Source organism: Sphaerotilus sp., from assembly GCF_013299175.1.
Lineage (GTDB): Bacteria > Pseudomonadota > Gammaproteobacteria > Burkholderiales > Burkholderiaceae_C > Sphaerotilus.
In genome coordinates, this window is the sequence record NZ_JAAFKF010000014.1 from 36,500 (window position 1) to 52,238 (window position 15,739).

14 protein-coding genes are annotated in these 15,739 nt (G+C 67.7%); 4 read left to right on the top strand and 10 right to left on the bottom strand.

The genetic code is table 11. From position 1 onward, the window contains the following. Positions 1–7: 7 nt before the first annotated feature. From urtE to QZW52_RS04330, 8 genes are all read right to left on the bottom strand, one after another. Positions 8–700, bottom strand: coding sequence for an urea ABC transporter ATP-binding subunit UrtE (gene urtE / locus QZW52_RS04295; RefSeq protein ID WP_293995690.1), 693 nt, complete (start codon positions 698–700; stop codon positions 8–10). Positions 701–728: 28 nt separating this feature from the next. Then, a complete protein-coding gene (urtD, locus tag QZW52_RS04300) occupies positions 729–1,616 on the bottom strand; it encodes an urea ABC transporter ATP-binding protein UrtD (protein ID WP_293995691.1) in 888 nt (295 codons plus the stop codon). Further along, positions 1,613–2,698, bottom strand: coding sequence for an urea ABC transporter permease subunit UrtC (urtC, locus tag QZW52_RS04305; RefSeq protein WP_293995692.1), 1,086 nt, complete (start codon positions 2,696–2,698; stop codon positions 1,613–1,615). The genes urtD and urtC overlap by 4 nt, the downstream gene beginning before the upstream one ends. After that, positions 2,695–4,173 carry an urea ABC transporter permease subunit UrtB gene (gene urtB / locus QZW52_RS04310; protein WP_293995693.1) on the bottom strand — a complete coding sequence of 493 codons (1,479 nt, stop codon included), beginning with the start codon at positions 4,171–4,173 and terminating at the stop codon, positions 2,695–2,697. Before urtB ends, urtC begins: the two co-directional genes overlap by 4 nt. 213 nt (positions 4,174–4,386) lie before the next feature. Further along, positions 4,387–5,673: an urea ABC transporter substrate-binding protein gene (gene urtA, locus QZW52_RS04315; protein ID WP_293995694.1), complete on the bottom strand. Its 1,287-nt coding sequence runs from the start codon at positions 5,671–5,673 to the stop codon at positions 4,387–4,389. A 112-nt stretch (positions 5,674–5,785) separates the two neighbouring features. Then, on the bottom strand, positions 5,786–7,036 hold the full coding sequence (locus QZW52_RS04320) for a glycine-rich domain-containing protein (protein ID WP_293995695.1): 1,251 nt from the start codon (positions 7,034–7,036) through the stop codon (positions 5,786–5,788). Positions 7,037–7,192: 156 nt separating this feature from the next. Further along, positions 7,193–8,161: a response regulator transcription factor gene (locus tag QZW52_RS04325; protein ID WP_293995697.1), complete on the bottom strand. Its 969-nt coding sequence runs from the start codon at positions 8,159–8,161 to the stop codon at positions 7,193–7,195. After that, positions 8,145–11,618, bottom strand: a complete 3,474-nt coding sequence (locus QZW52_RS04330) for a hybrid sensor histidine kinase/response regulator (RefSeq protein WP_293995699.1) — start codon at positions 11,616–11,618, stop codon at positions 8,145–8,147. Before QZW52_RS04330 ends, QZW52_RS04325 begins: the two co-directional genes overlap by 17 nt. 33 nt (positions 11,619–11,651) lie before the next feature. Between QZW52_RS04330 and ureA the strand changes: the two genes are divergently transcribed. The 4 genes from ureA to ureC are packed head-to-tail and all read left to right on the top strand — an operon-like array spanning position 11,652 to position 14,204. Further along, complete coding sequence (gene ureA / locus QZW52_RS04335) at positions 11,652–11,954, top strand: urease subunit gamma (protein WP_293995701.1); 303 nt, start codon at positions 11,652–11,654, stop codon at positions 11,952–11,954. Then, complete coding sequence (locus tag QZW52_RS04340) at positions 11,951–12,142, top strand: hypothetical protein (RefSeq protein ID WP_293995703.1); 192 nt, start codon at positions 11,951–11,953, stop codon at positions 12,140–12,142. Before ureA ends, QZW52_RS04340 begins: the two co-directional genes overlap by 4 nt. A 15-nt stretch (positions 12,143–12,157) precedes the next feature. Continuing rightward, positions 12,158–12,463, top strand: coding sequence for an urease subunit beta (locus tag QZW52_RS04345; RefSeq protein ID WP_293995705.1), 306 nt, complete (start codon positions 12,158–12,160; stop codon positions 12,461–12,463). A 1-nt stretch (position 12,464) separates the two neighbouring features. Continuing rightward, positions 12,465–14,204, top strand: coding sequence for an urease subunit alpha (gene ureC, locus QZW52_RS04350; protein ID WP_293995706.1), 1,740 nt, complete (start codon positions 12,465–12,467; stop codon positions 14,202–14,204). Here ureC and QZW52_RS04355 read toward each other — a convergent pair. Then, a complete protein-coding gene (locus QZW52_RS04355) occupies positions 14,201–14,923 on the bottom strand; it encodes a hypothetical protein (RefSeq protein WP_293995707.1) in 723 nt (240 codons plus the stop codon). The two genes, ureC and QZW52_RS04355, sit on opposite strands and share 4 nt — an antisense overlap. Then, positions 14,913–15,482 (bottom strand): FtsZ/tubulin family protein, encoded by a 570-nt coding sequence (locus QZW52_RS04360; protein WP_293995708.1) that lies wholly within the window; start codon positions 15,480–15,482, stop codon positions 14,913–14,915. Before QZW52_RS04360 ends, QZW52_RS04355 begins: the two co-directional genes overlap by 11 nt. Positions 15,483–15,739: the final 257 nt, after the last annotated feature.

Here is a 15,739-nt window from a genome sequence, read left to right on the forward strand (position 1 = left end):
CACCTCCTCAGATCGACATCAAGCGCCGAACCCCATCGGCCTCCATGTCCTTCCCACGCCCGTGCTGAAGGATCTCCCCCCGCTCCATCACGAGGTACTGGTCGGCCAGCTCGGCGGCGAAGTCATAGAACTGCTCCACCAGCACGATCGCCATGGTCCCCCGGTCGGCGAGCATGCGGATCACGCGGCCGATGTCCTTGATGATGCTGGGCTGGATGCCTTCGGTCGGCTCGTCCAGGATCAGCAGCTTCGGCCCCGCCGCCAGCGCGCGGGCGATCGCCAACTGCTGCTGCTGCCCGCCCGACAGGTCGCCCCCGCGGCGGTGGATCATCTGCTTGAGCACCGGGAACAGCTCGAACAGCTCGGCGGGAATCGGCTCGCTGGCCTTCTTGTACGCCAGCCCCATCAGCAGGTTGTCCTCGACCGTGAGCCGGCCGAAGATCTCGCGGCCCTGCGGCACGTAACCGAGGCCCTTGCGCACGCGGTCGTAGGGCGTGTCGTTCGAGATGTCCGCACCGTCGAGCGTGACCGAGCCGGTCTTGATCGGCACCACGCCCATCAGGCTCTTCAGCAGCGTGGTCTTGCCCACCCCATTGCGCCCGAGGATGACTGTCACCTCGCCGAGCTTGGCCTCGAAATCCAGCCCGCGCAGGATGTGCGAGCCGCCGTAATACTGGTTCAGACCTTGGACCTTGAGCATGTCGCGGGTTCCTGTTCAACGTCCACGTTCAGCGGCCAAGGTACACCTCGACAACCTTTTCATTGGCCTGCACCTCGGAGAGTTTCCCCTCCGCCAGCACGCTGCCTTCGTGCAGCACGGTGACCGTCTTGCGCCCCTCGGTGAGCTGATCGACGAACTTCATGTCGTGCTCGACCACCACCAGCGAGTGCTGCCCTTCCAGCGACAGGAACAGCTCGGCGGTGCGCTCGGTTTCCTCGTCGGTCATGCCAGCCACCGGCTCGTCGAGCAGCAGCAGCTTCGGGTCTTGCATCAGCAGCATGCCGATCTCCAGCCACTGCTTCTGCCCGTGCGAGAGCAGCCCAGCCGTGCGCTGCGCATCATCTTTGAGGTGGATGAGCGCCAGGATCTCGCCGATGCGGTCGAGTTGCGTGCCGCTCAGGCGGTGGAAGAGGCTCGCGCGGGCGCGGCGGTCGGCCTTCAGCGCCAGCTCCAGGTTCTCGAACACGCTGAGCTGCTCGTAGACGGTGGGCTTCTGGAACTTGCGGCCGATGCCGATCTGGGCGATGTCGTTCTCGCGCAGGCGCAGCAGGTCGATGGTCGAGCCGAACGACGCCTTGCCCGCGTCGGGCCGGGTCTTGCCGGTGATCACGTCCATCATGGTCGTCTTGCCGGCGCCGTTCGGGCCGATGATGCAGCGCAGCTCGCCGACGTTGATCGTGAGGCTGAGCGAGTTCAGCGCCTTGAAGCCGTCGAAGCTCACCGTGATGTCGTCGAGGTAGAGCGCGACGCCGTGGGTGAAATCCGGCTCGCCCCCTTTGAGCAATCGCCCGAACGCCGCAGCCCGGTCCCCCGACTCGCCCTGGCCTTGTGCCGCCAGACGTGCCTCGTGGCGTGCCCGCAGCTCGGACATCGATTCCATCAGGTCGGGCGTCATGCGCGCTTCTCCTTCTTGGCCGCGGCGGAAGAAAACTTGTCGAACAGCCCGACGATGCCGCGCGGCAGGAACAGCGTCACCGCGATGAACAGCGCGCCGAGGAAGTACAGCCAGAACTCGGGGAACACCTGCGTGAACCAGCTCTTGGCGCCGTTGACGAAGAAAGCCCCCAGGATCGGGCCGATCAGCGTCGCCCGGCCGCCCACCGCCGTCCAGATCGCGATCTCGATCGACGCCGCCGCGCTCATCTCGCCCGGGTTGATGATGCCCACCTGCGGCACATACAGCGCGCCCGCCACGCCGCACATCACCGCACTGAAGGTCCAGATGCTGAGCTTGTAGGCCAGCGGGTCGTAGCCGGTGAACATCACGCGGGTCTCGGCGTCGCGGATGGCCTGCAGCACGCGGCCGTACTTGCTGCCGACAATCCAGCGCGCCAGCAGGTAGAAGCCGATCAGCGTCAGGCCCGTCAGCACGAACAGCGTCATGCGGGTCGAGGGCTGGGCGATGGGGATGTTCAGGATGCGCTTGAAGTCGGTGAAGCCGTTGTTGCCGCCGAAACCGGTCTCGTTGCGGAAGAACAGCAGCATCGCGGCGAAGGTCATCGCCTGCGTGATGATCGAGAAGTACACGCCCTTGATCCGCGAACGGAACGCAAAGTAGCCGAACACCAGCGCCAGCAGCCCCGGCACCAGCACGACCAGCGCCATCTGGAACAGGAAGCTGTCCGAGAAGGTCCAGGCCCAGGGCAGCGACTTCCAGTCGAGGAAGACCATGAAGTCCGGCAGGTCGCTCTTGTAGTTGCCGTCGCGGCCGATCTGGCGCATCAGGTACATGCCCATGCCGTAGCCGCCGAGCGCGAAGAACAGGCCGTGGCCGAGCGACAGGATGCCGGTGTAGCCCCAGATCAGGTCCATCGCCAGCGCGCAGATGGCGTAGCACATGATCTTGCCGATCAGCGCGACGGCGTAGTCGCTGAGGTGGAACAGGCTGCCCTCGGGGACCAGCAGGTTCAGGATCGGCACCAGCACGACCACAGTGACGGCCGCCGCCAGCACGCCGGTTTTATGGAAAAAACTCATGCTTCGGCGCTCCGGCCCTTCATGGCGAACAGACCCTGCGGACGCTTCTGGATGAAGACCACGATGCACACCAGCACCATGATCTTGGCCAGCACCGCGCCGGCAAAGCCTTCGAGGAACTTGTTGAGGATGCCCAGCCCGAGACCGGCGTAGACCGTGCCGGCGAGCTGCCCGACGCCACCCGTGACGACCACCATGAAGGCGTCCACGATGTAGCTCTGCCCGAGGTCAGGCCCGACGTTGCCCACCTGGCTCAGCGCACAGCCGGCCAGGCCCGCGATGCCGGCGCCGAGCGAGAAGGCGTAGGTGTCGATGCGGGCCGTGTTGATGCCGACACAGGCCGCCATGCGCCGGTTCTGCGTCACGCCGCGCACGAAGAGGCCGAGCCGCGTCCGGTTGATCATCAGCGTCACGCCGCCGAGCACCAGGAAGGCGAAGGCGATGATGGCGAGCCGGTTGTAGGGGAGGATCAGGTTGGACATCACCTGCACGCCGCCGGAGAGCCAGGACGGGTTCTCGACCGCGACGTTCTGCGCACCGAACAGCGTGCGCACGCCCTGCATCAGCACCAGCGAGATGCCCCAGGTGGCGAGCAGGGTTTCGAGCGGGCGGCCGTAGAGCCAGCGGATCACCGTGCGCTCCAGCACCGCGCCGACCAGCGCCGCCACCGCGAACGAAGCCGGGATCGCCAGCACGATGTACCAGTCGAACAAGCCGGGCAGGAACTGGCGGAACAGGTTCTGCACGAGGTAGGTCGCGTAGGCGCCGATCATCATCAGCTCGCCATGCGCCATGTTGATCACGCCCATCAGGCCATAGGTGATCGCCAGACCGAGGGCCACCAGCAACAGGATCGAGCCGAGGCTGACACCCGTGAACACGACGCCCAGCCGCTCGCCCCAGGCCAGCTTGCCTTCGACGGCGGCCCGTGCGGTCATCAGCGCGCCGCGCACGGCGTTGTCGGTTTCGGCGCCGGGGGCAAGACGTTCCTGGATGAGGCTTTTCACCGCCGGCTCGCTGCTGCCGGCCAGCGACTGCGCGGCGGACAGGCGCTTGGCCGGGTCAGACGCCGTGATCAGGATCGTGGCGCGCATCAGCTCCAGCCGCGACTTCAGGGCGGCATCGGTTTCAGCGGCGTAGGCTTTTTCGATCAGCGGCAGTTGCGCCTCTTCGAGCGATTGCTTGCGCAACTCGTCGAGCGCCTCGGTGCGCACCTTCGCGTCGGGCGACACCAGTTTCAAGGCACCGAGCGCAGCTTCGAGGGCGCCGCGCATCCGGTTGTTGTTGATGACTTCCTCGCCATCGGGGGTCTTGACCTCGCCGTCGAGCAAGGCGCGCAGGAAAGCGGGCAGCGTCGGATCGGCTTCGGCCGCGATACGGTTGAGCGCGGTGATGCGGGCGTCGGTGTCGCCAGTGGTGATGGCGGCGGTCTGGTCGGGCGTCAGCGCGTGGGCGACAGGTGCCAGAAGGGCCATGACCAGCAGGAGGAGTGTTCGCAGGTGGGTCACGGGGGTTGCAAGGTCACAGCGTGCGAAACCCCCCTCCCGGCCTCCCCCCGCTGGGGGGAGGAGAAAGACAGGGGCCGATGAGTCGAGTCGAGTTGACTTGAGACTTGAGACTTGAGTTAAGCCCTCCCCCAGCGGGGGAGGGTTGGGAGGGGGTTCCCCCCCCGCACCCACATCACGAGTTCACTTCTTCTCCGGCACGTTCTTCTTCCCCTTGTTCTCGGCGATGTAGTCGCTCCACGGATCGGCCACGACCGGACCCGGCGTCTTCCACACCACGTTGAACTGGCCATCCGCCTTGATCTCGCCGATGAAGACCGGCTTGTGCAGGTGGTGGTTTTCCTTGTCCATCGTGCTGGTGAAGCCGCCCGGTGCCTTGAAGGTCTGGCCGGCCATCGCGGCGATCACCTTGTCGGTGTCGGTGGACTTGGCCTTCTCGACCGCCTGCGCCCACATGTGGATGCCGAGGTAGGTGGCCTCCATCGGGTCGTTGGTCAGCGGCTTGTCCTTGTGGCCGGCGATGCCCTTGGCCTTGGCGTAGTCGCTCCACTGCTTGATGAAGGCGGTGTTGGTCGGGTTCTTGATCGACATGAAGTAGTTCCATGCCGCCAGGTGGCCCACCAGCGGCTTGGTGTCCACGCCGCGCAGCTCTTCCTCACCCACCGAGAACGCCACCACCGGCACGTCCGTCGCCTTCAGGCCCTGGTTGCCCAGTTCCTTGTAGAAGGGCACGTTCGAGTCGCCGTTGATGGTCGAGATGACGGCGGTCTTCTTGCCTTCGGAGGCGAACTTCTTGATCTTGGCGATGATCGACTGGTAGTCGGAGTGGCCGAACGGGGTGTAGTCCTCGATGATGTCCGCCTCGGCCACGCCCTTGGACTTCAGGAAGGCGCGCAGGATCTTGTTCGTCGTGCGCGGGTAGACGTAGTCGGTGCCCAGCAGCACGAACCGCTTGGCCGAGCCGCCGTCCTTGCTCATCAGGTATTCGACCGCGGGGATGGCCTGCTGGTTCGGCGCCGCGCCCGTGTAGAACACGTTCTTCGACAGCTCTTCACCCTCGTACTGCACCGGGTAGAACAGCAGCGAGTTCTTCTCTTCGAACACCGGCAGCACCGACTTGCGCGACACCGAGGTCCAGCAGCCGAAGGTCACGACCGCCTTGTCCTGGTCGATGAGCTGCTTGGCCTTCTCGGCGAACAGCGGCCAGTTCGACGCCGGATCGACCACGACAGGTTCGAGCTTCTTGCCGAGCACGCCGCCCTTGGCGTTGATCTCGTCGATGGTCATCAGGGCCACGTCCTTCAGGACGGTTTCCGAGATGGCCATCGTGCCGGACAGCGAGTGCAGCACGCCGACCTTGATGGTGTCGGCGGCGTGGGCCAGCAGCGGCAGCGTGGTCACGGCCACGCCGAGGGCGACAGCGCTGAGCTTCTGGGCGAAGGCGCGGCGGGAAGCGGAAACGATCTTCATGACAGGGTGACTCCGGGAGGGGCTGGGGTGCGGGTGGATCGGATGCACGCAGTGTCCCGGCCGGGGTCAGTTCGTGAAATACGCCATATGGCGTAGACGCAGCGCCCGGTCATCAGCCCCCGCCAGAGCCGCCGCCTCCCGAGCCGCCGCCGCCGCATCCACCACCACCGTCGCTGCTGCCCGAGCCCCCGGAACTGCCGTCACCACCGCCGCCGCAGCCGCCGCCGTCCCCCTTGCGCGGCGCGATGGCCGCCTTCAGCGCCGCCAGATCAGCGCCTCCAGCCGCCCCGATCACGCCTGCGGCCACGACCATGGACAGCAGCGGACTGCCCAGCGACACCGACGTTCCCGCCGGCACCAGGCGGGTGAACTCGTCGATCAGTTGCTGTCCACGATCGGTGGGCTGCACCTCCGTGTCGGCATAGGCATGTCGGAGCGTGTACGCCCACCACAGCACGATCAGCAGGGCCGGGAACACCCACCCGATCAGGCCCAGCAGCAGCGCCAGCCCCAGCGCAGCAAGACGAAGCGGACTGCGCCAAGCTGCGGCGCGCCGCGCGGCCACCCGCTGTGCATGGTCCTGCGGCGTCGGCTGCAGACCCGCATCGATCGCCTCCTGGACCAGCTCCGGGTAGGCCAGCGACAGGGGCAGCTTCAGCGACTGGCCGCTGTCGGTGGTCTGCCGCAGTGCGCGCCAGACCCGCCATTCTTCTGGCGTCAGGGCCTCGTGCTCCTCGGGCCTCCGCTGGGACAACACCGGCTGACCCGCCGCGAAGCCCAGCAACCCGCGCTGGTGCAAGCCCGCCAGCGCCGTGGCCGTGACCCGTGGCGCTCCGCCGCGCAGCAGGGCCAGCAGAGCTGGCCGATACCCCCCGGCCAGCAATCCGGCGAGCACTTCGTGGCGCTCGCTCAGACCACCGAGCGGCCGGGGCGATTCGGCAGGGCTGCGGGTCCACAGATCGGCGGGCGGCACCTCACCGAAGACCCGTTCATACGCGACCAGCGTGTCGTGGTACTGCGTCTGGTGGTGGGCATCATGGTCGGCACCACCGGGATTCGGGTCGTGGTGCAGGATGCGTCCGAGCACCTGCCCGCACAGCCGGTCCCAGTAATCCCGCGAGTACAGCAAATGGGCATGCCAGACCGCATCGACCGCCCGCGACGGCGACACCGGCCGCCCCGCCACCTGCGTCAGCAGCAGGAAACGCCGGTACTCCTCGACCACGCGCAGGGTGTGCGTGGCGGACCAGCCTTGTTCCTCGGCCACACGGGCGCTGATCGTGCGCGTCAGGCCAGGGGGATCGAGTTCGAAGGCTTGCAGGCGCGACCAGAGCGCCATGGCGGAAGGATCGGTGAGTCGCATCGCTGTCTCCCTGCCGTCGCCGGCCTGGACATCAGGCCAACCACCAACACCAACGCGACGGCATGGACACAGCGTAAGCACAAGGCTGTCGGCGATCTATCTGGGGCACCCCATAGGCCCGAAGGAAGGCATCACCTGACCTGACCTGACCTCACCTCACCGTCCCAGTTGGGGCACCTTCCCCAGCGCCACCGCCGCCGCTGCATTGCGCGTTTCCACCCCCAGCTTCTCGTAGACATGCTCCAGGTGCTTCTTCACCGTTGCGGGGCTGGCACCGACGATCTCGCCGATGTCGCGGTTGGTCTTGCCCTTGGCGACCCAGTAGAGTGCCTCGGCCTCGCGCGGGGTCAGCCCGAAGGCCAGTGCCAGGGCCTCCAGTGCCGCCGCATCGTCCGCCTCGCGCAGCACCAGCATCCACTCCACCTCGCTGAGCGCCTCGTGCAGCGTGAAGCGCAGGCGCCGGCCGGTGGCGGTTTCCAGCGTCACCGACGGCGAGCCGGGCACCAGCCCCTCGACCGGCCCGAGCCGCGCCACCGTGTGCTGCAGCCAGTCCAGCAGCAGCGTCGGCGCACGGCGGCCGTCGGACTGGAAATGCAGCGCCAGCATCTGCCGCGCCAGCGCCGTCTGCCACACCAGCCGCCCGTCGAGCAGCCGCACCACCAGCGTGGCGTGGCCGAAGGCGTCGAGCGCGTTGCGGGCCTGCGCCTGCTCGCGGGCGGCCAGCGTGTGGGCGTGGATGCGGGCAATGACCTCGCGGGCGCGGATGGGCTTGGTCACGTAGTCGGTGCCGCCGGCGGCGAAGGCGGCGACGACGTGCTCGGTCTCGGTCAGCCCCGTCATGAAAATGATCGGAATGGCGGCGGTGCGCGGGTCGGCGCGCAGGCGACGGGCGACCTCGAAGCCGTCCATGCCCGGCATCACCGCGTCGAGCAGGATGGCATCCGGCCGCGCCCGCACCGCCCGCTCCAGCGCCGTCGCGCCGTCGAGCGCCACCAGCACGGTGTAGCCGGACTCGTCCAGCGCGTCGTGCAGGACGGCCAGGTTGTCGGGCACGTCATCGACGATCAGCACCACGGAGGTGCTGTGGTCGGCGCGGGGGTCGGGTCGGTCAGGCAGTGGGTTCATCGAGGGCCTTGCGGAGAAATCCGCGCATTGCATCCAGTTGGAATTGCCGCGCCAGCGTGCGCAGGCGATCGGAAAAATCACGGCACTCGGGCCGCTCGGCGTCCAGCGCATCCAGCAGCCGCAGCACGCCGCGCACATGCCCGAGCGAGACGGCATCCTGCAGCGCGTGCAGCCGCTCGGCCTCCGGCAACACCGCCGCGGGCTGCTGTGCGGCGGGCGGCGGCGACGCAGGCGGTGCGTCGATCCACGCCAGCGCCAGCCGCCGCCCCAGCCAGTCGAGCAGCTCGCCCACCCGCACCGGCTTGACCAGGAAATCGGCCGGGGTGATGCCGACATCGTTGTCCAGCCCCTTGTCGAAGGCGTTGGCCGAGACGATGGCCGCCGGCACCGCGCCCAACCCGAGCGCCCGCAGCCGGCGCAGCGTCTCCCAGCCGTCGATGCCGGGCATGGCCAGGTCCATGAAGACAGCGTCGGGCATCGGGCCATCCGCCGCACCGGCCTGTCCCGCCTGGAGCGCCGCCATCAGCGCCAGACACGCCTCGCCGCTGGCCGCCTGCCGGATCGTGAAGCCCAGTGGTGCCAGCAGGCTGGCGATCAGGCCGCGGTCCACCTCCTCGTTGTCCACCACCAGCACGCAGCGGCGCGGCCCCGTGTAGCCGGTGCGGCGCCGCTGTGGCGCGACCCGCTCGACCAGCGCCCCGCGCACCTCGGGCAGGAACAGCCGCAGCCGGAAGGTGGTGCCGACGCCGGGCGTGCTCTCCACCGTCAACTCGCCGCCCATCAGGTCGGTGAGCATGCGGCTGATCGTCAGACCGAGACCTGCGCCGCCCGTGACCGCCCCGCCACTGGCCGAGCCGCGCTCGAACGGCTCGAAGATGCGCGCCAGCTCCTCGGGTGTCATGCCGGGGCCGGAGTCGATGACCTCGATGCGCGCCATTTCGTGGCGGTGGTGCAGGCGCAGCACGACCTCGCCCTCGCGGGTGAACTTGACCGCGTTGCCGACGATGTTGATGAGGATCTGCCGCAGCCGCTGCTCGTCGGCGCGCACGCACACCGGCAGCGCCGTGAACTCGCAGCGAAAGCCGATGCCCTTGCCGGCGGCCTGCAGCGCGAACAGCCGGCCGATCTCCTCCATCGCCTCGGCGAAGCGCAGCGGGCGCACGTCCAGCCGCAGCTTGCCGCTCTCGATGCGGGCGATGTCGAGCGTGCCTTCGATGAGCGTGAGCAGGTGGTCGCCGCCACGGCGGATGACGCTGACGGCCTGCCGGCGCGCGGGCGGCATGGACGCGTCGTCCTCCAGCAGTTGCGCGTAACCGAGGATCGAGTTCAGCGGGGTGCGCAGCTCGTGGCTGATGGTGGTGATGTAGCGGCTCTTGGCCTGGTTGGCGGCGTCGGCCTGGCGCTTGGCTTGTTGCAGGGCGCGGTCGGTGGCCTGGTGGGAAGCGATCTCGCGGCGCAGGGCCTCGGTCTGGCGGTTGGCCTCTTCCTGCGCGACCTGCCGGCTCTTGTGCGCCAGCACCAGCCACCACGCCACCACCCCCGCCACCAGCGCCAGCGTCGGCAGCACCAGCGCCCGCCGCGCCACCGCCAGCCCGCCCAGCAGCGGCGTGGCGATCAGCATCAGCAGCAGGTAGTGCGCGAGTCCTTTGTCCAGGTACGGCCACACCACCCGCGGCAGCCCCCAGCGCAGCGCCGCCGACCACTGCACCGACAGGCGCGACTCCGGCCCCTTGCACAGGTCATGGCAGCGCGCATCCAGCGTGCAGCACAGCGAGCAGATCACGCCGCCATACGCGGGGCAATGCGCCATGTCCTCGGCCTCAAAAGCGCCCTCGCAGACGGTGCAACGCTGTGGCGCCGCATAACGCCGGTACGTCCCCGCCGCCTCGTCCGGCACGCCCACCCGCTGCGCGAGGGACCACCGCCCGCCCGTCCACCACGCGATCAGCGGCGACGCCACCAGCGCCGTCACCAGCGCGATCCCCGCCGACCACGCCTGCGCCATGTCGCCGAACACCCCCAGGTGCGCCGCCACCGACACCGCCGACGCAATCCCCATCGCCCCCACGCCGACCGGGTTGATGTCGCACAGGTACGCCCGCCGGAACTCGATCCCCTTCGGACTCAGCCCCAGCGGCTTGTTGATGACCAGATCCGCCACCACCGCCATCACCCAACTGATGGCGAGGTTGGCGTACAGCCCCAGCACATGGCCGAGCGCCTGGAACACGTCCAGCTCCATCAGCATCAGCGCGATGCCGGTGTTGAAGACCACCCAGACGACGCGCCCCGGGTGGCTGTGCGTCACGCGGGAGAAGAAGTTCGACCACGCCAGCGACCCCGCGTAGGCATTGGTCACGTTGATCTTGAGCTGCGAGACGACGACGAAGACCGCCGTGGCCGCCACCGCCCAGCCGTAGTGCGGGAAGACGTATTCGTAGGCGGCCAGGTACATCTGGTTGGGATCGACCGCCCGCTCCACCGGCACCATGTGGCCGATCGCCAGAAACGCCAGCAGCGCCCCGCCCAGCATCTTCAGCACGCCCGGCACCACCCAGCCCGGCCCGCCTGCGACCACCCCCGCCCACCAGCGCCAGCGGTTCTGCGGGGTCTGCTCCGGCATGAAGCGCAGGTAGTCGGCCTGCTCGCCCATCTGCGTGATCAGCGCGATCCCGACCGTCATGGCTGCGCCGAACGCCAGCGGGTCGAACGCCGTCAGCCCGCGCTCGCCGCCGTAGCCGACCAGCCCGTCGAGCACGCCGGGGTTCTCGCGGAACACGAAGACATAGGGCGTCACCAGCATCAGCGCCCACAGCGGCTGCGTCCATACCTGCAGCCGGCTGATCACTGTCACCCCATGGGTCACCAGCGGCAGCACCACGGCGGAGCAGACCACATAGCCCCACGCCAGCGGAATGTCGAACACCAGCTCCAGCGCGTAGGCCATCACCGCCGCTTCGAGCGCAAAGAAGATGAAGGTGAAGCTCGCATAGAGGAGCGAGGTGATGGTCGAGCCGATGTAGCCGAAGCCGGCGCCGCGGGTCAGCAGGTCCATGTCCACGCCGTGGCGCGCCGCGTAGACGCTGATCGGCAGGCCCGCCAGGAAGATCACCAGCCCCGTGGCCAGGATCGCCAGCGCGGCGTTCGTGAAGCCGTAGCGCACCAGCAGCGTGGCCCCCACCGCCTCCAGCACGAGGAACGACGCCGCGCCGCCCAGCGCCGTGTTCGCCACCCGGCCAATGCTCCAGCGCCGGCTGCTGCGCGGGGCGAAGCGCAGCGCGTAGTCCTCCAGGGTCTCGCTGGCGACCCAGGCGTTGTAGTCGCGGCGGATCTTGATGACGCGCTGCTGTGGCTCACCGGACACGGCAGGGGCCGCCTGCGGGTTTGCAGGGGCTGGCCCGAAATCTGCCTGTGCAGGCAAGATCGTTGCATTTCCGGCGGCAGGCGTCGTCGTCATGCCGCTCTCGCACTCAAGAAACGCACCAGCCCCATGGAACTCACCCCCCGCGAGAAAGACAAGCTGCTGATCTTCACCGCCGCCCTGCTGGCCGAGCGGCGCAAGGCCCGTGGCTTGAAACTCAACTACCCCGAGGCCATCGCCCTGATCTCGGCGGCGATCATGGAAGGTGCCCGTGACGGCAAGACGGTGGCCGCGCTGATGAGCGAGGGCAAGACCGTGCTCAGCCGTGCCGACGTGATGGACGGGATCGCCGAGATGATTCCCGAGATCCAGGTCGAGGCCACGTTTCCGGACGGCACCAAGTTGGTGACTGTGCATCAACCCATTGCATGAAACGCACCATGAAGAAGCATCTGCACCACACCGCCCTGTTCGCTGCCCTGTGCGGGCTGGCTGTCGCCGCGCAGGCCCATGAAGGCCACGGCCTGCCCGGCGCCTCGCACTGGCATTCGACCGACGTGATCGGCTACGTGCTGGCGGCGTGCATCGCGGGCGCGCTGTGGTTCACGCGCAAGAAGTGACGGCGAGGTGACACGATGATCCCCGGAGAACTCTTCACCGACGAGGGCGAACACGTCCTCAACCCCGGCCGGCGCACGCTGACCCTGGTGGTCGAGAACGCCAGCGACCGCCCGGTCCAGGTCGGCTCGCACTACCACTTCGCCGAGACCAACGCCGGCCTGCGCTTCGACCGCGCCGCCGCGCACGGCATGCGGCTGAACATCGCCAGCGGGCTGGCGGTGCGTTTCGAGCCGGGCCAGCAGCGCACGGTCGAGCTGGTCGATTTCGCCGGGGACCGGCAGGTGTGGGGCTTCCGCGGCCTCGTGCAGGGAGCACTCTGAGATGGCGACTTCATCCGCGACGTTTCCGCGACGGGCTTATGCCGAGATGTTCGGCCCGACAGTGGGCGACCGGCTGCGGCTGGCCGACACCGACCTGATCCTCGAAGTCGAACAGGATCTGACCTTGCGCGCCGGCGGCTACGGCGAGGAAGTCAAGTTCGGCGGCGGCAAGACCATCCGCGACGGCATGGGGCAGAGCCAGCGCCCGAACGGACCCGGCGCCGGTGATGCGGTCGATTGCGTCATCACGAACGCGGTGATCCTCGACCACTGGGGCATCGTGAAAGCGGACATCGGCCTGCGCGGCCACCGCATCTGCGCCATCGGCAAGGCCGGCAACCCGGACGTGCAGCCCGGCGTGGACATCGTCATCGGCCCCGGCACCGAGGTGATCGCCGCCGAGGGCATGATCGTCACGGCCGGCGCGATCGACAGCCATATCCACTTCATCTGCCCGCAGCAGATCGAGGAGGCGCTGACCTCGGGCGTGACCACGATGCTCGGCGGCGGCACGGGTCCGGCGACGGGCACGTTCGCGACCACCTGCACCCCCGGCCCCGAGAACATCGCCCGGATGCTGCAGGCGGCGGACGCCTTCGCGATGAACATCGGCTTCCTCGGCAAGGGCAACGCGAGCCGGCCGGAAGCCTTGCGCCAGCAGGTCGAGGCCGGCGCGATCGGCCTGAAGCTGCACGAGGACTGGGGCACGACGCCCGCGGCGATCGACTGCTGCCTGAGCGTGGCCGAGGAAACCGACGTGCAGGTGGCGATCCACACCGACACGCTCAACGAGTCCGGCTTCGTCGAGGACACGGTCGCCGCCTTCAAGGGCCGCACCATCCACAGCTTCCACACCGAAGGCGCGGGCGGCGGCCACGCACCGGACATCATGAAGGTGGTCGGCGAGCCGAACGTGCTGCCCTCGTCCACCAACCCGACGCGGCCGTACACGATCAACACGCTCGACGAACACCTCGACATGCTGATGGTGTGCCACCACCTCGATGCATCGCTGGCTGAGGATCTGGCCTTCGCCGAATCGCGCATCCGCCGCGAGACGATCGCCGCCGAGGACATCCTGCACGACCTGGGCGCGATCAGCATGTTCTCGTCCGACTCGCAGGCGATGGGCCGGGTCGGCGAGGTGCTGATCCGCTGCTGGCAGACGGCGCACAAGATGAAGACGCAGCGCGGCAAGCTGCCCGGCGACACCGCCAGGCACGACAACGCCCGCATCAAGCGTTACCTCGCCAAGCTGACGATCAACCCCGCGATCACCCACGGCATCAGCCACGAGGTCGGCTCGGTCGAGGTGGGCAAGTGGGCGGACCTGGTGTTCTGGCGGCCGGCGTTCTTCGGGGTGAAGCCGAGCCTCGTGCTCAAGGGCGGCTTCATCGCGATGGCCGCGATGGGCGACCCGAGTGCGTCGATCCCGACGCCGCAGCCGGTGCATTACCGGCCGATGTTCGGCTCGTATGGCGGGGCGCTGACGCGCACGTCACTGAGCTTCGTCAGCCAGTCGGCGCTCGCGGGCGGGGTGGGCGCGGCGTATGGGCTGCGCAAGACGCTGGCGGCGGTGAAGGGTTGCCGCACCGTGAAGAAAGCCGACATGGTGCATAACCACTACCTGCCGGTGATGGAGATCGACGCGCAGACCTACACCGTGCGGGCGGATGGGCAGTTGCTGACGTGCGAGCCGGCGACTTCATTGCCGATGGCGCAGCGGTACTTCCTGTTCTAGGCGGCGGCGGGCAGCAAGCCGATCAGGAACTCGCGGGCGCGGGCAGCCCCCTTGGAGCGCGCCGAGGGGTGGTGAATCCGGAGGCAGCGGATGCGCTCGTGCAAGTCGAACTCCCAGAGGTGATCGCGCCCGATGCTGGCACTGACGTGATCACGCCCGTTGGTGCAGACTTGGTCCGGCCCGTCGATGGGGAAATACTCGCGCCGGCAGCCGGCCGTGTTCATGCCGTTGGCGAAGATGATGATGTCGGGTTGCAGAACGTCGATCTGCGCCTTGAGCAGGGCTTGCGAATGCCGCTTGATCTCCGGGAAGCGGGGGTGCTTCATCGGGCTGCCCTGCTTCCAATCGAAGCAGAACAGGTTCGAATAGACCAGCCCGTCCGCGCCTGATTTCCTGGTCACGCTTCTGATGAAGTTGTGGAAGGTGTAGCCGCGAGCGTTGCGGCTTTGCAGTTGATTATCCAGAAAGCGCCGCTGCTTGGCCATCGAACGGGCGATGTAATCCTCCATGCTTTCCAGTCCCGCGGGCGGCAATACTGTCCAGCCCGCCGTTTCGCAACCGACGATCATGGTCTTGTTGGCCGCCTTGGCATACCCTTCGCCCACCGTGCTCAGGAATATGCCGGAGAGTCCGTCCGGCGTTCCGCTGTTCTCGATGAGCGACAAATCCATGTCGCCCAGTATTTTTGAATATCGAGCGGCGAGTTCTTCATTGTGCATGGTGAGTTTCTCGGGTCAGAAAATCCTCGACCACCCATTGGTCGATTTTCAGAAAATAATCGTCCAGCGAAGCATGGCCGGCGTGGCGGATCACCATGTCCTCGTGGTCGTGCAGGACCAGATCGATGTCAGCGGCGGCCAACTGGTCAACGGCGGCTTGCGCTTGCTCGCGGCGACGTTTCTCCAGCCGCAGCGGCAGAGTGGCCACGACTTGAACCGACACGCCGCCCTCCCGCGCCATCGTGGCCAGCGCGGGTGTGGCGCCCGTGCCAGTCCCTCCGCCCAGGCCCGTGACCAGCACCAGCCGCTCGGCACCCGATATCAAGTCCATGAGACCGGCCCGCGATTCTGCGGCGGCCCGCTGCCCGAGCGCCGGAACTCCTGCGGGGCGGCCTTGGCATATTTTTGGGCCGAGCAGGAATTTATCGGCAAGCAGACAATTATTCAGCGCAGCTTGGTCTGTATTCAGCGCCAAAACCCGCGCCGGTAGCTGCTGGACAAAATATTCAGCCATCCGGCAACCTGCGCCGCCAATACCAAAAACAAAGGTATGCATCATGCGGCGCCATGATACAGAGGCGACTCAGAAACCAGCGTGCATCAAATCACGGAACCCGGATACCCAACCGGATTCATTCCGCCGCGTTCAAACGACCAGCAGGCATTGCAGCGACCGCCCGCACCGCCGTGCGGCGCAGGGTGTTCAGGCCACCAGAACCTTCAGCAGCCACGCATTCAGATCCTCGATCTCCTCCTGGCACACCGAATGCGCCATGGGGTAGTCGTGCCACTCGACGCTGTGGCCCAGCGCCAGCA